This is a genomic window from Plantactinospora sp. CNZ321, from assembly GCF_004217235.1.
In genome coordinates this window covers 3,560,437-3,582,274 of sequence record NZ_SHKQ01000001.1, presented here as the reverse complement: position 1 = coordinate 3,582,274, position 21,838 = coordinate 3,560,437, and the positions used below count along the sequence as shown (strand labels likewise).

Genomic DNA, 21,838 nt, shown 5'->3' with positions numbered 1-21,838 from the left:
GAAACGGGCCCAACCGGGCGACAGTGTCAATCGGTTAGATTGCCGACAATCGCGTGCAGTTCGAACGGTTCGGCATCGTGATCCGAGATTGCCCTTTGAGGACCGGCGCGCGGGCATCCGATTCCGGACCGGCCTGCCCGGCACCCGCCGCGCGCTGGTCGGGGTGGGTCAGCGGTAGTCGCAGACCCCGGTCGGGAAGATCTGTTCGAGGCGCCGCCGCTCGGCGTCGGTCGGACGCCACGATCCGTAGAGACCCCGGGCGATCGCCGCCCGGACCGGCTGCCGATCGCAGGCGTAGACGCCGCCCTCGATCGGACCACCGGCGACGGTCCGGGACGTGCCGTAGAGCGGGAACCGCCGGGTGCAGGCGCCGTCGGGTCGGTTGTCGAGGATGCCGTCCCAGACGTGGTCGCCCCGGGCGATCTCCGTACCGGCGGTGCTGAAGCAGCGGTCCACGGCCAGCGCCGGCCTGTTGCCCCGGACGCCCCGCCACGGCCGGCTACGCAGGTTGGCCATCCAGTCGTCGATCACCGCCAGCGCCTCCGGGGTCTGGTCGAACGCCTCGGCCGGCCGGGCGTCGGTGAACCAGATGACCTGGTTGCCGGCGTCCCGGTCATGGTCGCGCATCCGCTGCCGGGACGCGAACGACTGGTGCGAGTTGTGCATGTCCAACTGCTCTTCGAGGTAGTGCCGCCAGTCGATGATCGGGATGTCGATGTCGCCGGTGAAGACGATCCCCGACTCGTGCGCGGCCCGGATCGCCCGCCGGTCACCGGTGGTACGCGGCGCCGGGGTCCGGCCGCCGTCCGGCGACAGTCGCATGTTCCGAGACGACCAGGGGTCGAACTGGGCCGGATCGGCGCAGGCCGCCGGGGTGAACGGGCAGCCCTCCGGCACCATCTCCGACTGCGGCTTCCAGGAACCGACCCGGGCGTTCAGGTCGAGGAACTCGGCCGGGGTGATCCGGCCCGAGGTCAGCGCCGAGAGTCCGTACTGCACGCCGACGTTGTCCCAGGTGGACCGGGCGTACCCGTCCGGGCCGGTGCCGTAGACGTTGACCAGGTCGCCCCAGTGCGACCACTGCACCGTCTCCGCCACCCCGGGCGGGTCCATCCGGGCCCAGAGCGGGTCACCGGGGAACCAGCGCGGGTTCAGCGCCAGCGGGGTCAGGCCGCGCCAACCCTCGACGCACTCGGTGGACCCGGGTGCACCGCCGAGGTACGGGTTCGGCACCGTGGCGCTGGCGTTCATGCCGATCAGCCAGGTCCGGTTCTCCCAGTCCCGCCACTTCGGGTTCGCCCGATCGGTGACGTCCATGTAGTACTCGAGCAGCTCGCAGTCGCCGACGTGGATCGTCTGGGTCGCCATGTCCGGATACGAGTACTGCGGTATCGCCGCGTCGAGCAGCCGGTTGCCGTGGTTCTGCCCGTAGATGTACTGCTGGATGCCGCCGCCGGAGCCACCGACCCCGACGGTGTAGAGCGGGACGCCGTACTCCTCGACGAAGTGTTCCTTCACCATCAGCGCGGTCTCGCCGCCGAGCACCAGGTTGTAGTGGGTGGCGGTGCGGGTGCCGGTGGAGTAGAGGACGGCGTAGCCGAGCGAGAGTGCCTCGTGGTAGAGATGTCCACCGGGCAGCCGACCCTGGTCGTGCCCGATCGCCACCCCGCCGTCGAACCGGTAGACGACCCGCCGGTTCCAGTTCCCCTCCAGCACCGCGATCGAGTAGACGAACCGGTTGATCGTGCCGCGCTCCCGGCGTACCACGTAGTCGACGGTCCGACCGTCCAGGGTGCGGGTGGTGAGCAGGTCGGCCGGTCGGGTGCCGTCCGTCGGCATCGGCTTGAACGTGCCGTCGGTGGCCCGGTAGAGCCGGTCGGTGACGGTCGGGGCGGCACAGTCCCGGCTCCAGCCCACGATCGCACCGTCCGGACCGCGTACCCGCATGCCCTGCCCGGCCTGGTTGTCCACCAGCGGAGCACCGAGACCGTTCTGTTCGGTGCGGCAGAGGAACGGATACTGCCGTGGCCCGGAGAAGATCGGTCCGGCGGCCGGATGGTTGCGGACGGCCAGCGTCGCGGTACGGGCCCGCCGGGCGGTCGCCCGGAGCAGGTTGGCGCCGTCCCGGAGCCCGTCGACCACCCCGCGCAGCGACCGACCGTCGACGGTGAGTGCGCCGGTCACGTCGGTGCCGTTGCGGGTGACCCGGACCGAGCGGGGGTCGATCCGGCTGTCGAAGGTGACCCGGACCAGCGCGTCGCCACCGCTGACCTGGTCCGGCCGGCTGGAGAGGACCTCGATGTCGAGCCGCTGCCCGGCGGCGCCGTTCGAGGCGGCGGCCGGCGGCGCCGAACCGACGGTGAGGACGACGGCCAGCGCGACCCCGCCGGCGATGCCGCCCCGGATGCGGGGCCGCATCCACCTGTCGCCGGCTCCGGCGAGCGGGGTGGAACGGCTCAGTCGGCCGGCCCGGACGGTGCCATCGGCGGTACCCCGACGGCGAGCGAGGAAGCTGAGCACCGACATCATCTCTCCGTCTCCTCCCCGGGAGCCCCGCAGCCCCGATGGTGGCGGACACCGACGATGTCACGAGCATCGTTCACTTGTCGAGAACCGTCGACGTCCGACCACGGTGGCGTCCGGCGACCGGCACCGCTCTCCCCACCGCCGATGTGAGCAGCGCCGATGCGGACGGTTCGGGTTCACCAGCAGCCGGGCGTTCCGGCGAGTAGATCCGCGACGGCGGACGCGGTCGCCGGATGCGCGCGCAGCAGCGACGCCGGTCCGCTCGACCGTGGCTCGCCCGTGGGCGACCCGGCCGGCTGCCAGCCGCCGGCACAGCCGAGCAGCTCGGCAACGGCGTCGCAGGTGCTCGGATGGTCACGTAGCAACCCGAGCACGGGCCCGCACGACGACGCCGGTGTGCCAGCCTCCACAGCGGCCGGCGCCGCGCCGGGCGCGGCCACCTCCGGCGTCCACGGCGGTATCCAGGTGTCGAGCACGGCGAGAACGCCCGGAAACGTCCGGCCCGCCTCCCGGACCAGCAACGGCACGAGGTCCGGCGCCTGCTGCCGCAACGTCGTGATCAGCTTGGGCAGCCAGGGCAGCAACACCGGGTCGGGGAGCCGGGCGAACGCCTCGGAGATCACCTCCACGACGAACGGGGCCAGCGACGGCACCGGCTCCAGCGCCTGGACGAAGCCACCGAGATAGTGCGGGAACGCCGGCACGACGAGCGGGTTCGTCAACAGTTCCGCACAGCGTGACCGGAGCTGCGCCACCGTCAGCAGTCCAAGGTGGGTCTGGGCCGCCCAGAGCAGCGCCACCTTCGCCGGGGCCTCCGGGTGCGACTGCTGTACCGCCAGCTCCAGTTGGGCACGGTCGCAGCCGAGGGAGAGCGCGAGACTCTCCATGGAGAAGAGGAAGCCGAGCATCGCCCCGACCTGCCGTACGCCGGTCTCGTCGTCCGTGAACGCGGTCGGCAGCAGGGTGCAGTAGTGCGCGTACCCGGTCGTGACGAAGGACCCGCACCACGCCGGCAGCTCCGGCTCGGTGTTCCGGTAGTGCGCCAGCAGCCGGCGGACCCGGCGCAGCACCTCGGGCGCGTCGTCGACAGTGCCCTCGGCGGAGAGCAGTTCGACGGCCCGCCCACCGAGTTCGTCGACGAACCGCCGGCTGGGTAGGAACGGGATCGCGTCCTCCACCGCCGCCAGGGCAACCGCCGCGGTCGCGTCCGGTGCCCAGACGCAGCCGCGCAACCGCTTCTCCAGCACCTGCTCGACGGTGATGCCCTCGTAGCCCAGCTCGATCACCACGCGCTGGTGCCGACCGAGGGCGAGATCCCAGCTCTCCTGGATGGAGCGCTCACCGAGCCGCCGCTCCCCCATGATCGGCCGGACGATTCCGTCGGGCAGCAGGCGGTGCAGCACCCAGAGCAGGTCCGAGCAGGACGCCAGCTCGGGGTCGGTGGTCAGGTCCAGCAGGGCCCGCTGGATGGTGCGGTTCTCCAGGGCGAGCCCCAGCGGCGCGAGCCGGTCGAAGACGTCCCGGGCCAGCGGCGGCAGGGCGTCGTACCCCACCTGGCCGATCCGGTCACCGCCGAGCAGGATCTCGCAGAGCCGGCGTACGTCCCGTCGACCGGGGACGACGTCCTTCTCGATGCAGGTCACCGCCGCATCGGCGAAGTCGTACGGCGTGGGCCGGGCCCGGTTGCGGATCCCGGCCAGCAGGATCGAGGTCTCGAAGACCGCGATCGCGTCGGCGGTGCTGGCAAGGTAGCCGTTGCGTCGGGCCAGCCGCACGATGTCGACGCACCAGCCGAGCAGTTCCGCCTCGTCGACGTCGTCGAGCACCGGCGGCCGGGACAGGAACCCGGAGAGCCGGTCGGTGACCGGCGCGGGCGCCGCCGTTGCCACCGGCCGCTTCCTCGCCCGGCCCCGCTTGCCGCCCGCCGGCGCTCCGGCCAGCCGGTACGGCGTGACGCCGCCCCGGCCGACCGCCTTCACCCAGGCGGCCTGGGCGATCGACACCGACCCGGCGGCGAGGCCGAACTGCCGCTCGATCGCGGAGTGGCTGGACGGGATCAGCCCGTACAGCCAACGGGTCCCGGTGCGCGGGCTGATCTCCCAGTCGGGCGTGCCGGGCGCGGTGCCGAACTCCCCGACCGGGCTGGCGGCGTGGAAGGCGCCGCAGACGTACAGGCAGCGCGACCGGTCGACGCCGGTGGCCGCCAGGTGCTGGCGCATCCGGGTCCACATGTAGCGTTCGCGGTCGCAGTCACGGTCGTCGTGCCCGGGGTCGGCGGGTGGACGCAGGCGCCGGAACAGGCTGCCGATCAGCACCATGACCTGCCGGTACGTGTCGTAGTCGGCGTCGGCGAGCGGCTGTTCCACGTACTGGTCCCACCACTCGGACCAGTGCCGCACCCTGCCGTGGTGCAGCAGGTGGGACCGGAGTTCGGTGAACCGGGGCCGCAGGTCGCCGATGCCGATCCCGACCGCCTCACCGTGCAGGGCCGCCTCCTCCGCCGCGTCCTCTGCCGGCTCCGCCGCCGACTGCCCACCGCCCTCGTCCGGGGCGGCGTCGGTGTCGCCGGACTCCGGCCGGTCGCCGGCCGCCGGATCGGCCGACCCGGTGGGCGTCCACTGGAATACGTGGTCCGTCGACCGGTCCACCAGGACCAACTCCACGCCCGGGGTGTCGAGCGCGTACGCGATGGCCTGGTATTCCGCCGACGCCTCGCTGATCGGGGCGACGATGTTGAGCGGCGCCCAGGCCGGCGGGAAGCCGTCGAGGTCGGAGGCGAACGCCTGCAGGGCCACCGGCAGTCGGCAGTTGCGCAGCTCCTCCAGCAGCGGTCGCAGGTCCTCGCAGAGTTCCAGGTAGATGACGGCGGGCTGCTTCTCCCGCAGCCGGCGGGCCATCGCCAGCGCGGAGGCGGGCGAGTGGTGGCAGACCGGGAAGATCTCCAGCTCCTCCCCCAGCGCCCGGTCGACGTCGTCGACGATGCCGGTGAGGATGTCGGCCAGCGCGTCGGGACCACCGGCGAACGCGGCCGCGGCCGCCTCGAGCTGCGCACGCAGCGGGGCGAAGGTGCCCGCCGGCCGCCCCGGAGCCTCGGCGCGGGGAACGGAGACGCTCGCACTCATGACAGCGTCGCGATCGCCTCACGACCGCCTTCGAGGAACTCCGGCCACGGGCCGCCGTCGGACTTGCTGCGGGGCTCGACGACGCCGTGCCAGTACTTGTTGAGGATCGCCAGGTCCTCCGGGGTGCGCCGGGCCAGTGAGCCGACCAGCGAGCCGGCCAGGGTGGCCGCCCGCAGCGTACGGTCGCCGAAGAAATGACTGTGCAGGATCGCGTCCTCCAGCACACCGATCTGTTCGGCGGTGGAGAGCGCCGACTCCAGCCTCTGGTCGTCGCTGCCGGCCGAGGCCGCCGCCGCCCGCAGGTCCGCGAAACTCTGCAACAGGATGTCCAGCAGCGTCGGCGGCACGTCCAGCTCGATCCGGTGCCGGCGCAGCAGTTCGGTGGTACGGAACCGGACGATCTCCGCCTCGCTGCGCTTGTTCGTCACGACGGGGATGCGGACGAAGTTGAACCGTCGCTTGAGTGCCGAGGAGAGGTCGTTCACGCCCCGGTCCCGGCTGTTGGCGGTGGCGATGATCGAGAAACCGGGCTGGGCGAAGACAATGTTGTCGTCGTCGAGTTCCGGGATGGAGACGTACTTCTCGGAGAGGATGGAGATCAGCGCGTCCTGCACGTCGCTGGTCGACCGGGTCAGCTCCTCGAACCGCCCGATCACCCCCTGCTCCATCGCCGTCATGATCGGCGACGGGATCATCGACTCCCGGGACTGGCCCCGGGCGATCACCATCGAGACGTTCCAGGAGTATTTGATGTGGTCCTCGGTGGTGCCGGCGGTGCCCTGCACCACCAGCGTCGAGTTGCGGCAGATCGCCGCGGCGAGCAGTTCGGCGAGCCAGCTCTTGCCGGTGCCGGGGTCGCCGATCAGCAGCAGGCCCCGGTCCGACGCCAGGGTCACGATGCTGCGCTCGACGAAGCTGCGGTCGCCGAACCACTTCTGCGAGATCTCCCGGTCGAGGCCGTCGGCCCGCTCGGAGCCGAGCACGAAGAGCCGGACCATCCGCGGGCTGAGTCGCCAGGAGAACGGCTTCGGGCCGTCGTCGACCGACTCCAGCCAGTCGAGTTCCTCGGCGTACTTCACCTCGGCGGGGGCACGCAACATGTCGGTCATTCGGTGGGTCTCCTAGCTGAGGAAGTTCTTGAGTTCGAAGACGAGCTTGCGGATGTGGCCGGAGAGGACCGGCGCACCGAGATCCTTGAAACGCTGCCGGAACCACGGGTTGACGCTCTGCTGGCCGCCGCTGCTGACCGAGCCGACCGGGATCACCCGCACCCCGCTGCGGTGCGCCGCCGCCAGACCGTCGAAGACGCCCTGCGGATTCGCCTCGTAGTAGTCCGAGATCCACACCAGTACGGTGTTGCGCGGCTCGGCGATCTTCGGCCGCACCAGGGTGAGGGCGGCGGTGCCGTCCGTCCCACCACCCAGCCTGGTACGCAGCAGCACCTCGAACGGGTCGTGCACCCACGGCGTCAGATCCAGCGCCCGGGTGTCGTACGCCACCAGGTGCACGTCGACCTTGGGCAGCCCGGCGAAGATGGAGGCCAGGATGGTGCAGTTCACCATCGCGTCCACCATCGACCCGGACTGGTCGACCACCACGATCAGCCGGGCCGGGGTGGTCCGCCGGGCGGTGTGCCGATAGTAGAGCCGGTCGACGTAGAGCCGCTGGTCCTCCGGGCTCCAGTTGGTGAGGTTCTTCCAGATGGTCCGTTCCAGGTCCAGGTTGCGGAAGACCCGCTTCGGCGGCACCGAACGGTCGATGGTCCCGACGGTCGTCTGCTGCACCTGGGTTCGCAGTACCTCGGCGACCTCGTCGACGAAGCGCCGGATCAGCGCCTTGGCGTTGGCCAGCGCCACGCCCGACAGGTTGTGCTTGTCCCGCAGCAGTTGCTCGATCAGTGACATGCTCGGGGTCAACTTGCTGGCCAGGGCGCTGTTGCCGAGCACCTCGCGCAGCTGCATCCGACGCACCAGGTCGCCCTCGATCCCGGCGAGGACACCTGCCAGCTCCCCGTTGCCGGGCTCGGTCCCCACCCCCGACCCGCCGGGCCGGCCGCCGCGCAGCTGCCCCGGATCCAGCCCGAGCGCCTGCTCGAACCAGCCGGCGTCGGACTGCCAGCGGGCCAGCTGGGTGGCGGTGACGTTGCCCGAGCCGGTCGCGAAGACGTTGAGCAGCAGCTTCGACACCAGGGCGGCCCGGCGCACCTCGGCGGCGCCGACCCGCCCTGCCGGGGCGGGATCGCCGGAGGGAGCCTCCTCGCCGGACGGCCCCGCCATCAGGTCCCGCAGATCGGCGGCGAGCTCGGGAAAGCGCTGCACGATGGTGTCCACCGAGACCGCCGGATCCAGCAGCGCCGCCGGCAGTCCGAGGTCGTCGACGATCGCCACACTGGCCGACTCCAGCGCCGGCTGCTCGTCCCCGTCGAACAGGCGGGCCAACAGGCGCCAGTAGAGCACCTGCCGCCGGTTCTCGTGCGCGCGGGTCGGGTCGGGCGACTCTGCACTGTGCTGGTTCATCGGCGCAGCAACCGTCCCGCCCGCTCGCGGAGTACGGCCACCGCGTCCCCGGACCTCGCCTCGGCCTTGACCACCTTGGGATCCGTCGGGCCGAGCGCCCAGTCTCCGGTGTGCGCCTCCGCCGTCGCGCGTTTCACCGTGTGCCGTACGGCGAGCGGTTGCAGCCGCCAACCGCCGGCGTCCCAGCGGAGCAGGCCCAGACAGGTCGACGACCTGGCCACCAGCTCCGGGGTCAGCGGCGCGCAGGCCGGCAGCCGGGACACGTCCACCGGAAGGGACCGCCCACCGAGTTCCAGGGCGAGTCCGCCCCCGTCGCCGGTGGTGACCGAGTAGTCCTCCAGGAGGACCGGCTCGGCGATGCGTACCGGATGGCGGTCCAGCGGCGGGACGGCCGGGGCGATCGCCTCGGGCAGCCGCAGCCGGGCGGTGGCGAACGGGTCGGCCGGCTCGGCCGGCCGGGCCCGCTCGTCCCGCCAGATCAGATCACCGCCGGGCAGCAGCGACAGGTCGGTGATCTCCATGGCGTGCCGCCGGGCAAGCGCGCCGAGCAGCACCGGGTGGTCGGCGAGCAGTCGCCAGACCGCCGGGCCGACGATGGTCTCCACCTTCGGGGCCGAGACGCTGGTCCGGACCAGCCGCGGCGGCGCGCCACCGGCCGGTTCGAGCACGGCGTGCACCTGCACCTGGACCGCGGTGCCGTGCTCGTGCACGTCGGCGCCGAGCGGTAGCAGCCGTCCGGAGACCGCGGCGGCGGTCGGGCCGCCCGGCAGGCTCCCGGGTTGGGCCAGCAGCAGGCCCCGGGTCCACAGGTCGGCCCAGCGTCGGGTCGGGAGTCGGTCCATCGTCGCCACCGGCGCGCATCCGCGCAGCTCGGCGGCGAGACCGTCGAGGAGTACCGCCAGCCGGCGCAGCGACGGCACGGCCAGCACCGCGTCGAGGGTCTGCGCCGAGGCGGCGACCAGGTCGTGGTCGACTCCCCGCCAGCCCGCGATGGCCAGCTCGCGCAGCCACGACCGGCAGCCGGCCAGCACGTGCCCCGACGGCGACGGCGCGGGACCTGCCGGCGCGGCCGCCTCCCAGCTCGCCCGGGACCGGCCGAGCGCGGTGTCCAGCCGGGCGAGCAGCCCGTCGTGGACCGCGCCCAGCAGGGCCCACCGTCCGCCGGCCAGCGCGGTCAGGTGCTCGTCGGCGAGGGACCCCGCGACCACCTTCTCCACGGCCTCGCGCATTCGGTCGCGCAGTGGCGTCACCGCGAGGGCGTCGGCCAGCGCGGTCAGCGCCGCCCGGGGCTGCTCACCCAGCCGGGCGAGGCCGTGGGTGAGGCCGTGGTCGAAGCCGCCGACCAGACCGAGGGCCTCCTCGATCCCGGGGTCGGCGTCGTCGAGCCCGGCCAGTTGGGTGGCGAGCATCAGTCGACCGCCCTCGTCGCCGGAAACCAGTGCAGCTCGGGCAGTGGCTCGGTGCTGCCCGGCACCTCCAGGTAGGACAGGTGTCGCAGGAAGCGGCTGAAGACCACCGCCGCCGAGGTCGGCTCGTGCACACCGGTCAACCGGGCGGCCAGACCGGCGCCGGAGGAGCTCCCGTCGGCCACGTCGATCCGCAGGTAGCCGGCGACCCGCTCGACGCCGTACTGCAGGACGGCCTCGTCCAGCAGGGCGTGCAGGTGCTTGCAGGGCGCGCCGCGCAACCCGCCGCACGGACGGTTGTTGTTGGTGCTGCAGTTGAAGGCGTGGCTGCCGGCGGAGATCGACGAGACGTAGACCCGTTCGGCATCCGAACCGCTCGACACGACACCCTGCAATCGCCCGTCCGCCAGCTCGACGAAGGGGACCTTCGCCAGTTTGCGCGGCTGCACCGCAGGTAGCACCCGGGCCACGCTGCGCCGCTCCCACCCGACTTCGATCGTTCCCACGATCCCGCCTCTCTCGTTCGATGCCCCGAGAAGATAAAGGGATGCGGCGACATTTTCCGGTCGTCGGGACGGAACCGCTGGCAGCCGGATCGGAACCCGCTGGCGGCCGGATCGGAACCGCCGACAGCCGGGTCGGCCGATCCGCCGCCGCACGCCCGGACCACGGTTCCGTAGGGGTGCAGCGGTCAGTTTCTGGCCTGAATGTCAGGCAGACTTGCCGGCATGGCGAACACCAGCTCCCGGACCCTCCGCCTGCTCTCGCTGTTGCAGACCCATCGCTACTGGCCCGGCACCGAACTGGCCGACCGGCTCGGCGTCTCGGTCCGCACCCTCCGCCGGGACGTCGACCGGCTGCGCGAACTGGGCTACCCGGTCGAGGCGCACCGCGGCGTCGACGGCGGCTACCAGCTCGCCCCCGGAGCGGCGCTGCCGCCGCTGGTGGTCGACGACGAGGAGGCGGTCGCGCTCGCCGTCGGATTGCAGGCGGCCGCGCACGGTGCGGTCGCCGGCATCCAGGAGTCGTCGATCCGCGCGTTCACCAAGGTCGTTCAGGTGATGCCGCCCCGGCTGCGGCGCCGGGTCGACGCGCTGCACGCGATGACCGTGCCGGCGTTCTGGGGCGACGGTGCCGGGCCGACCGTGCAGGCGACGATCCTCACCACCGTCGCCCAGGCGTGCCGGGACGCCGAACGGCTGCGGTTCCGCTACACCGCCCGGGACGGGCAGCGGACCGAGCGGCTCGTCGAGCCGTACCGGCTGGTTTCGCTCGGCCGCCGGTGGTACCTGGTCGGCTACGACCTGACCCGGCACGACTGGCGCAGCTTCCGGCTCGACCGGCTGCACGATCCGGTCGGCACCGGGGCCCGGTTCCACCCCCGGCAACTGCCCGCCGAGGATCCCGCCACGTTCGTCCGGACCGGGATCGAGAACCTGCCCGCGCCGTACCGGGTCGAGGTGCTGTTGCACGCGCCGCTGGCCACCGCCGAGTCGCGGTTGGGCCGCTGGGCCAGCCTCGAGTACGTCGACGAGCGGCGCTGCCGGATGGTGATGACCGCCGACACGCTGGACTGGCCGATCATGGCGCTTGGCAGCCTCGGTGCGGAGTTCGAGGTGCTCTCCCCCGCGGAGCTGGTCGACCAGCTCCGGGAGTGGAGCGAGCGGTTCCGGCGCGGCACCGCGCCCGGCCCGGCGGATGGCGCGGGGTGAACGCCTTCGCACGCCATGTGCGACATCGGCACCGGGCGGATCGATAACCTTCGGTGATGCGTGGCTCGCCAGAAGACGACGGTTCGGCCGACCTCGATGACGTCGAGCGCCGGCTACGGGCGATCCGGGACGACCCGGAGAAGTCGACGACGCTCCGGGAGCTGGCGCAGTACCAGCTCGAACGGATCCTTGCGCTGCGGGCGGCGGGCGCCGACCGCGGCACCGGTACGCCCACGGTGACCGTGGACCGGCTCGGCCCGTTCCGGTTCTCGACGATCCCCGCTACCAGCGTCGTCGGCATCGAGGTCGACCGGGGAGCCGACCTCGCCCCGCTGGTGGCCGTCGTCTCCGCCGCCGAGATCCGCCGGTTGATGCCGCTGTTCGAGTACCTCCGGGCGCACGCCGCGCGCGGCGAGTCGATCCGGATCGACGTCCGGGACGCCTGCCTCGAACTGCTCGGCCACGACCCGTTCGCCCAGCTCGACGACTGCTGACGGCCGACCGCGCAGGCATGGCGGCCGGTTCCACGAGCAGGTCGGCGGCGAGCGCCAGCCGCCAGCCGGCGCTGCTGACGTATCTCTTCGGGGAGGTGCTGGACGGGCGCAACGCCCAGCTGGCCGACGGGGTGCGGCGGGCGCTCGGTCGCCAGCCCGGGACTTCCGCGACTTTGCCAGGCGAGCCGCCGCGACCGTGGCCCGGTCCGGGCGAGAGGCGGCGCGGGACGGATCAGGCGCTGCCGACCCGTTCCGGAGTGACGGGGCCGGGCGGCCCGGCCGGCTCCCCCGCCGCGCCGGCCGGCTCCACCGGCAGGTCGAGCGGATGCGCCAGCTCGTCCTGGGGCATCCGGGCCAACGCGATCGCCAGTACGGCCAGCGCGGGTGGCAAGAGTCCGGCAAGCGCGAAGGTCGCACCAAGTCCGACACCGGCGCTGACCGGTCCGGCGATCGCCATCGACAGCGGCATGAAGACCAGTGAGACGAAGAAGTCGAGACTGGAGACCCGACCCAGCATGTGCGCGGGCACCCGTCGCTGGAGCAGCGTGCCCCAGATGACCATGGGGGCGGAGAAGCAGATCCCGACGACGAACACCGCCACCGCGATCAGCCAGACCTGGCCGGCGAGACCGACCGCGACCAGCGGCAGGCAGCCCACGCCCCAGAAGAGGTTCATGACGGTCAGGTAGCGCCGGGGCATCCGGAACGAGGCCATCCCCAGCGACCCGATGGCGCCACCGATGCCGAAGGCCGCCATCACCAGAGCGTGATCACCGGGGCCGCCACCGGCACGATCCTTGATGACGAACGGGATCAGCACCTCGATCGGTCCCATGATCAGCAAGATGAGGACCGACGCGTAGAGCAGGGTGGCGAGCAGCCACGGCGTGCGGCCCATGTAGCGGAAGCCGTCGCGCAGGTCGATCAGGGTGGATCGAACCGGATGGGCCGCAGACGGCGCCCGGTCGTGCCGCAACGGCACCGGTCGCAGGGCCAGCAGGCACAGCACACCGGCGACCTCCAGCATGACCACCGCGAGCAGAGCCGCCCCCGGCGACCGAGCGGCGATCAGCACGCTGGCCAGCGCCGGACCGGCGGCCTGCATGATCGTCGGCCGCAGCATCCCCTCGACCCCGTTGGCGGCCATCAGGTCCTCGGCCGGCAGGATCGACGGCAGCAGCGCCGAGTACGCCGGGAAGTGGAAGCCGTTCCCGACACCGATCAGCAACGCCACCGCGCCGAGCTGCCACACGTGCAGCCGGTCGGTCAGGGACAGCGCCGCGACCAGGCCGATGGCGACGGTCCGCACCCCGGCCACCACGAGCAGGATCCGGCGCTGCGGGACCCGGTCGGCCAGGACCCCGCCGAACAGCGCGGTGGACACCATGCCGGCCGCCATCGCGGCGGAGACGAACGACAGCTGTCCGGGCCCGCCGCCCAGCGCGATGACCTGCCAGACGACGGCGATCATCCAGACACCGGCGGCGAACAGCGACATGGTCAGCGCACCGGCCAGCAACTGGTACTGACCGCTGCGGAATGGGCGCAGCGGCCCCCGCAGCCAGCCCGGTCCGCTCTCCCCCGTGGCGCCGTCCACTGCCCCGTCCCCCTCGTGTCACGACCGCTCGATGATGCCACGGCCCGGCCCCCCGGACCTCGGTGCCGCTCGGGCCCCTACCGGCCTCGGTCACCGGGGCCGGAATCCGCGCTATTGTCGTCGACGCCTCCGACACTTTCGGGACCGAACGAGGTGGATGTCCGGATGAACGGTTCGACCGCGGCAGGGCTGAACCCGAGCCTGCCGTGGAGCGGCACCGGCACGTTCCGGCTCCGGTCGTACGACGCCGCCCACTCCCGGCTGGTGCTGACCAGCCGCTCGGGCCGCGATCCGTCCGAGCACGTCGAGGTGGTCTTCGCGGGCGTGGAGTCGCTTCAGGTCCAGCGCCGGTACGCGGGACTCACCGTCGCGCTGGCGGCCGAACCGCTGCTGATGGTGCACCACCCGGCGGGCCCACTCACGCTCCGGCTGCTCCGGGTGGCACTCTCCAGTCCGTCCGGCACGGGCCTGGTGACCTGCTCGTGGGTCTCCGTCCTCCGGCGGCGACGGCCGGAGGACGGAGAGCTGTTCGAGACCGGCGTACTGGCCTCGTGCGGGGTGTCGGCGTACGGAGGCTCGGTGGTACGCGGCCCGGACCCGGAGGTGACCGGCCAGGGCGGTGCCGACGCAGCAGAGCACGGCGACCAGGCCGCTGTCGCCGATCGCGGTGCCGGTGAGGTCGCCGATCGCGGTGCGGGTGAGGTCGCCGATCGCGGTGCGCGTGAGGTCGCCGATCGCGGTGCGCGTGAGGTCGCCGATCGCGGTGCGGGTGAGGTCGCCGATCGCGGTGCCGGTGAGCGGGCCGCGCGACGTCTCGACGATCGGGAGGCAGGGCTGGCGCCCGGCGAACCAGCGTAGCCCGCCCGGCAACGCCTCGGCCCGGACGAACCGCCGCCGAGGAAGCGCGGCGGCCACCGCGATCAGAATGGTGCCGGCTCGGCGCCGGACGACCTCGGGTGCCCCACCGGACCGGCACCGTCGACCGAAGGATGTACCGGCGGATCGTCGCGGCGGGCGACGAGAAACCGGGTGTCGGACGACACGCTGGCAGCTATGCGGAGACGGATCTGGACCGGCGTCGGCGTGGCCCTGTTGATCGCCGCTCCGGTGGCGTTGGCGGTGTTCGGCGGGGCGGAGGTGCGTACCTCGGCCGATTCCGAGGCCCCGCCCAAGCCACTGGTCGGGATCGTCGCCGCCGCCCTGGTCGGGCTCTTGCTGGTCCGGCTCGTCCCGCTCCGGCTGCCCGCCATGCCGGTCGTCGGGACCGCCGACCGGCCGGCACTCGGCCGGCAGGCCGCCGGGCTGGTGGTGATCGCCCTGCTACTGCCGGCTGGGATCCTGGTGGTCGACCCCGGCATCTGGTACGGGCCGGTCAAACTGGCCCTCTTCTTCGGCGGCGCCGCGCTGGTGCTGCGCCGGTGGCCGATTGACTGGCGGGGCGGCCGGGCGCACCGGCGGGCGATCCCGACCCGGTGGTACTGGCTCGGCCCGCTACCCGCCCTGCTCGGCTGGGCGTACCTGCTCTACTACAGCCCGCTCGCGGGCAGCCAGGACATGTCGGGCTACCGCCAGTACGACCGGATCTACCTGCTCGCCGCCACCCTGTTGACCTTCGTCACCGCGAGCCTCGCCGAGGAGATCTTCTACCGGGTGCTGCTGCAGACCCGCCTGGAGGCGCTGTACGGGCGCTGGCCGGCGATCGTCGTCACCTCGCTGCTCTTCGCCGCCATGCACGTGCACCGGATCGGGGACGGTCCGCTGTGGGAGATGGTCGCGGTGATGCTCGCCTGGAATGGAGGATTCGGCGTCCTCGCCGGCTACCTGTGGGCTCGCCACCGCAACGTCTGGGCCATCCTCGCCCTGCACACCGCGGTCAACTCGCTCACCCTGCTGCCGCTGCTGGTCGGCTGAACGACGAACCGGAGGGTGCCGACGGACCGGACGCGGCGGGTGGGACACGCGCGGTCGGTCGCCCCGGAACGTGGTTCGCTGCGGTCGGCGCGGCCGTCCCCGGGCCGGCAGGGGACGACCGCCCGGCGGGCGAGCCGGTCCGGTCATGCCGGTACCGGGGTGAACCGGGCGACGTAGCGGCGCTGCCACGGCGTCTCCACCGCACCCCTGGCGTAGTGCTCGCGGACGAAGGCGACCGCCTGCCCGGCCGGGACGCCGTCGAGCACGGCGAGGCAGGCCAGCGCCGTGCCGGTCCGGCCCTTGCCACCACCGCAGGCGAACTCGACCCGTTCGTCGGCCGCCCGCTCCCAGGCCAGCCGGAGGGCGGCTCGGAAATCGGCGTGGTCGCGGGGCAGCCAGAAGTCCGGCCAGCGCACCCAGCGGCCCGGCCACGGGGTCTGGGCCGGTGGGCGACCCAGCAGGTAGACCCCGAACGTCGGCATCGGCCCTGACGGGAGTGCCCGGCGCAGGCCGCGACCTCGCACCAGCCGACCCGACGGCAGCCGCAGCACACCAGCGTCCGAGGGTGTCCAGAGTTCGGTCATCCCGGCAGTCTAGGTCGGCCCGGTCCCGCCCACCGCCCGCTCGCGGCCGACGCGGGGGGCGGAACCTGGTGGGCGCTGGTCGCTACTCGTCGATGATGGTGAACTCCCCATCTTCCCACCAGTAGGAATGGTGACTGTTCGACAGCCACACGATTCCCAGGAGCGAGTGGTACTCGTCCATCGTCGCAAGGGTGTTGGTGTCCCCGTTGCGGACGTACTGCACGACCGTGAGCGACGGGAAGTTGTCGCCCATGTCCCGGACCCGGGGGGCCGCGCCGTCGAATCCGACACTGATCGTCCGGTCGATCGACGGGCCCCAGGGCAGCACCGAGTTCACGGCATCGACCTCGAAGGTGATTCCGGTCCAGTCGGGCGACGGCTCCTTCTGGTTCCAGGGCCGCGGAGGTCCGGTCGAGGGGTATTCGTCCCAGCCGTAGATCGCCACCTCGTTGGCGTTGCCGCAGTCGTAGCACAGGTCGACGGCGTCGGTGCAGTCGTCACCCACGCAGGTCGGCCAGACGACCGTGGTGATCTGACCGCTGGACGTGTCCCAGAGGACCTTGATCTTGCTTTCGGCGTACGGCTCCACGTCGTGACCCCGGCCGTTGCCGTGGCCCTCCAGGAACGCCGGCCCGAACCACTCTGCGGCGATGTACAGGTCGACCATGATGATGCCCTGGTCGGTCAGGGTCGTGTACTGCGACTGCATCGTCTCGCAGTGCCCGCCGTCGGGCACGTGCACGCAGTCCATCAGCAGCATCGCGTCGTTGTAGTTCTGGCTGAACGCCGAATCGTCCCCCTGGCAGCTCCCGCTCACCCCACAGCCGCCACCGCCACCGCCGCCACCGCCACCGCCACCGCCGCCACCGCCGCCACCACCGCGACCGCCACCACGCCCGTCGGTGCTCCGGCCGCTACCGTCGCAGCCCGGGCCGCCCGGCGAGCACTCGGTCTCGTACAGCCCGGACGGGTCGGCCTTGCCCACCGGGTTGTTCGACGCGTAGGCGTAACCGTTGAGCTGCTGTGGATTGGTGTAGTCGGCGACCGGGTCGACCGAGATGAACCGGCCGATGACCGGGTCGTACTCCCGGGCGCCGATCGTGGTCAGCCCCACGCCGGCGTTGTCGATCCCGCCGATGAAGCCGCGCTGGTCGGGCCAGCTCGACGAACTGGTCGAGCGGGGGTTGCCGAACGGGTCGAAGCGGCGCACCGTCGCCGTCAGCGTGTCGCCGTTGACGATCCACTGGTTGGTGCCGTGGTGATCGCTGGCCAGCCACTGGATGTCGCCGGCACCGACCCGCATCCCGACGACGCTGTCGCCGTGCCGGTAGTACCGGGTGGCCGTCACGGTGTCGGTCGTGGCGGAGTAGGTGAGCTCGTAGCCCGCGACCCAGGCCGTCATGTCGCCGTCCGGGTCGATCCGCAGGATCCGGCTGCCGTCGGCGTCGTCGACGAACCTGGTGGTGCCGTCACCGTTCTCGACGGTCCGCACGCGTCCGGTCGGGGTCCAGGTCAGCGTGTCGACCTCGCCACCCCGGTCGATCGCGGTGGTGTGTCCGGCGGCGTCGTAGCGGAACGCCGTGTCCGCCGCGGCGTCGGCGTCGCTGGCGACCGACGTCACCGCGTGCGGGTCGTCCTGGCCCGCCGCCGGATACGAGTACCGGTGCTCGGCCCGCCCGGTCGGGCTCCACCTGGTCTCGGCGACGCGGTTGCCGGTGAGGTCGTAGGCGTAGGAGGACCAGTACGCCCCCGGCCCGCCGACCACACCACCACTCGGCGTTGCCGCACAGCCTCCGGTCCCGGCCTGCGCCCACGCCTCGGTCAACCGGCGCAGGTGGTCGTACCGGAAGCACTGCGTCTCCGGGTCCAGGTCGTCGGCGGTGTGCACCGGCTCGTCCGTGATCGACAGGATGTTGCCGGCGTCGTCGTACCGGTACGACAGCGCGGCGATCCCGTAGTTGGTGCCGGTGTGGTCGCCGACGGTGTCCTTGTCGAAGTAGAACCGGGCGACCCGGCCCGTCCCCTCCTCGTAGATCCAGGTCTGCCACGCCTGCCCGGAGGTGCCGCCCACGTCGTCGGGGTCGCCGAGCCGGCGTTGCAGCAGTTGACCGTAGGGCGAATAGACCGCCTCGTCGACATAGACGTGGCCCTCGCCGAAGTCGTCACCGTTGGAGGTGACCCGGACCGGCTGCCCCATCGAGTCGTAGTGGGAGATCATGGTCTCGGTGGCCAGCCCACCGGCGGCGACCGCCTGCGAGCTCAGCAACGAGCCATCCGGATAATAGGTGTACGACTCCCAGTACGTCCCGGCCAGTGCCCCGGCCGCCGCCGGCAGGTGGCTGTACACCTGCTGCGGCTGACCGTCGACGGAGTACTTGCGGATCTCCGTGCGCCACGCCTGACCGTCGACCCAGTGCGTGGCGGTGTGCGGGTGGCCGATACCGCCGGCCGCCCCGTCGTAGGCACGCTCGATCAGCAACTGCCCCGCGTCGACCGCGCCCTCCCACACCTGGGTCGGCCGGCCCAGCCTGTCGTAGACGTAGGAGAGCAGGGTGCCGTTGCCGTCGACGGTCGAGGTGACCTGCCCGGCGGTGTTGTAGGTCTTGGTGTTGGTGCCGGTGTCCGGGTCGCGCAGCACCGTGGGACGGCCGCGCAGGTCGTACTCGGTCTGCCAGCTGTTGCCGGCGGGGTCGGTGACCCGCTCCAGCGCCCCGGCGGCGTTGTAGCGGTAGGTGGTGGCGTCGAAGGCGCCGGTGGCCGCCCGGTCCCGGTACTGCCGCAGTTCCACGGTACGGCCCTGGGCGTCGGTCAGGGACGCGGTCGAGGTGCTGCCCTCGGGCACGATGGTGGTGGTCATCCAGTGCTCGTCGTGCCCGCCGTAGCGGTAGCTGGTGCGCCACCGCTCCTCGTCCTTGACCACGAAGATCTCGTCGGTGACCCGCCCCGCGTTGTCGTACCGGTACTCGGTCCGCGCCACGTCGTTCGGTCGGGTGATCCAGACCAGGTCGCCGGTGGGCCCGGACTGGTTGTTGAAGACCGGGTCGGACTCGTACCGCACCCGTCCGTAGGAGTCGTAGACGGTCTGCGAGATGAGCCGCCCACCGTAGGTCTGGGCCTGGACCTGACGGTCACGCAGCAGCGAGTCGTACAGGGTGATCTCGGTCAGGTACGACTCGTCCTGGATCATGGTCTTCGTGGTCACCGCGGTCGGTGCGGTCTGCGAGACGTCGTAGCTGAACAGCTTGCTTGCCGGGTCGGAGGCCGGGTCCCGGCCCGGGGTCCACACCGCCCTCGCCCGGCCCAACGGGTCGTACCGGACCGTCGTGGACCTGGAGTTCGGCGCGACGGTGCGGACGATGGAGCCCCACGCCGGCTCCAGGTGGCTGGTGGTGACGTGACCGGCGGCGTTGGTGACCGTGCTCCGGGTGACCGGTCCGGCGCCGGCCGGGGTGTACGCGGTCGTGGTGGTGTTGCCCAGGGCGTCGGTTTCGACCAGCGGCCGCCCGAGCGCGTCGTAGGTCGACTCGCCGATCGTGGCGTACACCGGAGCGCCGCTCTTCCAGTCCTCCACCGCCTCGGCCCGGGTGATCAGCCCACGGGTGGGCGCGGCGGTGTGCGAGGTGTGCCCGTCGTAGTAGGCGCGGGCGGCACCGAGCAGGTCCGCCGGCCGGCTGGGCGTCGCCGAGCAACCCACCGAGACTGCCTCAACCGACGCCACCGTCCCGAGCAGCCAGCTGGTGGTGTTGTCGGTGTAGGTGGTCCGCAGGCAGCGCTCGTCGCCGCTGACCGACAGGTCGCCGCTGTCGTCGACGGCCACCACCCGGCCGAGGGCGTCGTAGTTGTTCTCGGTCCGGGTGTGCCGCCAGGAGTTCGGGGACAGCCTGGTCCGGGTGTCGATGCGGGAGGCCCCGGCCAGGAAGGCCTCCAGCTTGCCGCCGTCGTAGCTGCGCACGGCGGTTCTGGAGTGCCAGTATCGGGTGGTCGAGGACTCGATGATGGTGGTGCCGTCGTACGAGGCGGTCTCCCAGACCATCCCGGCCAGCGCCCGGTGGTCGGCGGCGGTCTGGCCCTGCGAGTCCGTCACGCTCACCGAACGGGTGCCGCTCTTCTGCTTGTCCCCGTCGAGGCCGCGGAAGTAGCGGGTACGGGACCGGGTCTGCGCCCCCGGGTCGGCGGGGTCGCCGGTGCGGGTGGTCACCTGCGCGTACCCGCGCCACTGGTTCCAGTCCCGATCGTCGTCGTCGACGAACTCCGCGTCGTTCCACGCCCAGAGCGCGGCCGTGCCGCCGCCGTCGGTGGCGTAGTCGTAGAACGTCCAGACCGTGTCACCGCCGCCGGTCGCGTCCGACTCGGCGATCGACCGCACGACGTACTTGTGGAAGTACGCGTCGACCGGGTCGGCCAGCCCTTCCGGGGTGTACTTCACCGGATAGCACCGCCGGGCGTTCTGGTGGTGGTCGGCCGGCACGTTCCCCGGACCGCAGCCCGGCTCCGAGTAGTTGATGGTGGTCACGCCGCCGGTCTCGTTCTTGATCGAGGTGAGCCTCGGCCGCCAGATCGACGGCCACGCCTCGCCGAGGTCGACGCGGTTCTCGTAGAAGGTGCCGCCGAACTCCACCGCCGGCATCCGCTCGGTGCCGCCCACGTGCCCGGTGTGCCGCACGGCGGCCAGCCAGAGCACGACCTGCTCGGTGTCGCCGTAGTCCTTGAACTCGTGCGTCAACGCCCACGAGTCCACCTTGCGGAACCCGGACCCGTCGGCCACGTAGCTGGCCACCTCGGTCAGCCGCTTGCTGGAGAAGAACGTCGGCGAGTGGGTGTCGCAGTCCGTGCTCGATTCGCAGTGCAGGTCCCAGGGGGTGTCCGGCCAGTTGTCCTCGTCCGGGTCGCCGTCGCCGTCGCGGCAGTCCGCCAGGCATCGGTCCGAGACGGTGAACTCGATCTTTGCGGTCGGTCCGGCGCTCGAACCGTCCCGCAGGCCGTACTCGATCCGCCGCAGCCACGACTCCCGGTCGTAGCCGGCGGTCGAATCCTCCGACATCGCCGGCCCGTAGCGGCCGCTCGCGGTGCCGTAGGTGTAGCGGATCAGGTTGCCGTGCACGTCGACGCTCCTGTCCAGCAGCCACCGGTACGCCTGGTCGCAGCGCGAGCCCGCGAAATCACCGGACCGGTGGCACCGCTCCCCCGAATGGTTGCCGAAGACCGGCACGGTCAGCCGGCTCGACGACTCCGACGCGAAGTAGTGCCGGGTGCCGTCGGTGGTGGTCACCACCCAGCGCTCGGTGGAGGCGCCGTCCCGAGTCGCCGGAGCGCCCAGATGCTGGATCCGCCAGTTGGAGTCGGAGGCCATCCGCCAGGTCCCGGTGTCGTCGTCGCGCACCAGGGAGGTGTTGACACCGTTCAGCGCCAGGGTGACCGCCGGTGAGTCGTCCTTCCAGCACAGGTCGCCGGTCAGGTCGTCACCCTGGTTGCCGTCCTCCTCGGACTCCGCCGCGCAGGCCACGTAGGTCCGTTCGACGAAGCCCGGCGAATAGCTCCAGCCGTCGCCGATCCAGGACGCCTGGTTGTTCGTTCCGGACGTCCGCCCGTCGTGCGACGCCGAGGAGTACGCCAGGCTCAGCCCCGGCGTCGGCCCGACCGCCGGCGGCACCCGCAGACCGTACGCGTAGCTGAACGCCCCGGAGGCTCCGCCGTGCGTCCACGAACCGGCATGCGACAGGTCGGTGGCCGTCCAGTCGCCGCTGCCGGACGCGCCCGCCGGATCGGTCGGGCCGCCGCTCCAGTTCGGTGCCGCGTCCCGGAACGCCGAGCCGGCCCCGGCCACCGGCTGCACCGGGGTGGAGTCGAACGGCTGCGGACCACGCGGGAAGGTCTCCGCCCAGGCGGCCGCCGGCGCCGGCGCCAGCAGCACCGCGACCAGCGTGGCGGCAACTGATCCGGCAAGTGATCTGCGGTACATGTCCATGCTCC

Annotated in this window: 13 protein-coding genes; 4 read left to right on the top strand and 9 right to left on the bottom strand. The window is 72.1% G+C overall.

The genetic code is table 11. From position 1 onward, the window contains the following. Positions 1 to 168 precede the first annotated feature (168 nt). The 6 genes from EV371_RS15740 to EV371_RS15715 all read right to left on the bottom strand — a co-directional run bounded on the left by EV371_RS15740 (position 169) and on the right by EV371_RS15715 (position 10,040). Positions 169 to 2,529, bottom strand: a complete 2,361-nt coding sequence (locus EV371_RS15740; RefSeq protein WP_130462698.1) for a DUF6351 family protein — start codon at positions 2,527 to 2,529, stop codon at positions 169 to 171. A gap of 173 nt (positions 2,530 to 2,702) precedes the next feature. After that, a complete protein-coding gene (locus tag EV371_RS15735; RefSeq protein WP_130462697.1) occupies positions 2,703 to 5,648 on the bottom strand; it encodes a DUF5682 family protein in 2,946 nt (981 codons plus the stop codon). Next, entirely contained in the window at positions 5,645 to 6,757 is a 1,113-nt protein-coding gene (locus tag EV371_RS15730) for an AAA family ATPase (protein WP_130462696.1), read from the bottom strand. Before EV371_RS15730 ends, EV371_RS15735 begins: the two co-directional genes overlap by 4 nt. Before the next feature lie 12 nt (positions 6,758 to 6,769). Then, positions 6,770 to 8,164 (bottom strand): VWA domain-containing protein, encoded by a 1,395-nt coding sequence (locus EV371_RS15725; protein ID WP_130462695.1) that lies wholly within the window; start codon positions 8,162 to 8,164, stop codon positions 6,770 to 6,772. Beyond that, positions 8,161 to 9,573 carry a hypothetical protein gene (locus tag EV371_RS15720; RefSeq protein WP_130462694.1) on the bottom strand — a complete coding sequence of 471 codons (1,413 nt, stop codon included), beginning with the start codon at positions 9,571 to 9,573 and terminating at the stop codon, positions 8,161 to 8,163. Before EV371_RS15720 ends, EV371_RS15725 begins: the two co-directional genes overlap by 4 nt. Further along, entirely contained in the window at positions 9,573 to 10,040 is a 468-nt protein-coding gene (locus EV371_RS15715) for a hypothetical protein (RefSeq protein WP_207230761.1), read from the bottom strand. The genes EV371_RS15720 and EV371_RS15715 overlap by 1 nt, the downstream gene beginning before the upstream one ends. A 258-nt stretch (positions 10,041 to 10,298) precedes the next feature. On the opposite strand from EV371_RS15715, the gene EV371_RS15710 reads away from it, so the two are divergent. Both EV371_RS15710 and EV371_RS15705 read left to right on the top strand, forming a co-directional pair. Next, on the top strand, positions 10,299 to 11,282 hold the full coding sequence (locus EV371_RS15710; RefSeq protein WP_130462693.1) for a WYL domain-containing protein: 984 nt from the start codon (positions 10,299 to 10,301) through the stop codon (positions 11,280 to 11,282). Between the two features lie 56 nt (positions 11,283 to 11,338). Then, positions 11,339 to 11,776, top strand: coding sequence for a hypothetical protein (locus tag EV371_RS15705; protein WP_130462692.1), 438 nt, complete (start codon positions 11,339 to 11,341; stop codon positions 11,774 to 11,776). A 232-nt stretch (positions 11,777 to 12,008) separates the two neighbouring features. Here the strand turns inward: EV371_RS15705 and EV371_RS15700 are convergent, their stop codons facing one another. Continuing rightward, on the bottom strand, positions 12,009 to 13,373 hold the full coding sequence (locus EV371_RS15700; protein ID WP_486484631.1) for an MFS transporter: 1,365 nt from the start codon (positions 13,371 to 13,373) through the stop codon (positions 12,009 to 12,011). Positions 13,374 to 13,538: 165 nt separating this feature from the next. Between EV371_RS15700 and EV371_RS15695 the strand changes: the two genes are divergently transcribed. After that, positions 13,539 to 14,231, top strand: coding sequence for a hypothetical protein (locus EV371_RS15695; protein ID WP_130462691.1), 693 nt, complete (start codon positions 13,539 to 13,541; stop codon positions 14,229 to 14,231). Positions 14,232 to 14,426: 195 nt separating this feature from the next. Further along, positions 14,427 to 15,284 carry a CPBP family glutamic-type intramembrane protease gene (locus tag EV371_RS15690; RefSeq protein ID WP_130462690.1) on the top strand — a complete coding sequence of 286 codons (858 nt, stop codon included), beginning with the start codon at positions 14,427 to 14,429 and terminating at the stop codon, positions 15,282 to 15,284. Between the two features lie 143 nt (positions 15,285 to 15,427). On the opposite strand, the gene EV371_RS15685 is transcribed toward EV371_RS15690, so the two are convergent. Together EV371_RS15685 and EV371_RS15680 are read right to left on the bottom strand one after the other, a co-directional pair. Further along, positions 15,428 to 15,868, bottom strand: coding sequence for a phosphatase domain-containing protein (locus EV371_RS15685; protein WP_130462689.1), 441 nt, complete (start codon positions 15,866 to 15,868; stop codon positions 15,428 to 15,430). Positions 15,869 to 15,950: 82 nt separating this feature from the next. Beyond that, on the bottom strand, positions 15,951 to 21,827 hold the full coding sequence (locus EV371_RS15680) for an RHS repeat-associated core domain-containing protein (protein WP_165436708.1): 5,877 nt from the start codon (positions 21,825 to 21,827) through the stop codon (positions 15,951 to 15,953). Positions 21,828 to 21,838 lie beyond the last annotated feature (11 nt).

Coding starts and splice junctions, on each gene's coding strand:
- EV371_RS15740 (WP_130462698.1), bottom strand. CDS start 2,529: ATGATGTCGGTGCTCAGCTTCCTCGCTCGCCGTCGGGGTACCGCCGAT.
- EV371_RS15735 (WP_130462697.1), bottom strand. CDS start 5,648: ATGAGTGCGAGCGTCTCCGTTCCCCGCGCCGAGGCTCCGGGGCGGCCG.
- EV371_RS15730 (WP_130462696.1), bottom strand. CDS start 6,757: ATGACCGACATGTTGCGTGCCCCCGCCGAGGTGAAGTACGCCGAGGAA.
- EV371_RS15725 (WP_130462695.1), bottom strand. CDS start 8,164: ATGAACCAGCACAGTGCAGAGTCGCCCGACCCGACCCGCGCGCACGAG.
- EV371_RS15720 (WP_130462694.1), bottom strand. CDS start 9,573: ATGCTCGCCACCCAACTGGCCGGGCTCGACGACGCCGACCCCGGGATC.
- EV371_RS15710 (WP_130462693.1), top strand. CDS start 10,299: ATGGCGAACACCAGCTCCCGGACCCTCCGCCTGCTCTCGCTGTTGCAG.
- EV371_RS15705 (WP_130462692.1), top strand. CDS start 11,339: ATGCGTGGCTCGCCAGAAGACGACGGTTCGGCCGACCTCGATGACGTC.
- EV371_RS15695 (WP_130462691.1), top strand. CDS start 13,539: ATGAACGGTTCGACCGCGGCAGGGCTGAACCCGAGCCTGCCGTGGAGC.
- EV371_RS15690 (WP_130462690.1), top strand. CDS start 14,427: ATGCGGAGACGGATCTGGACCGGCGTCGGCGTGGCCCTGTTGATCGCC.
- EV371_RS15685 (WP_130462689.1), bottom strand. CDS start 15,868: ATGACCGAACTCTGGACACCCTCGGACGCTGGTGTGCTGCGGCTGCCG.
- EV371_RS15680 (WP_165436708.1), bottom strand. CDS start 21,827: ATGTACCGCAGATCACTTGCCGGATCAGTTGCCGCCACGCTGGTCGCG.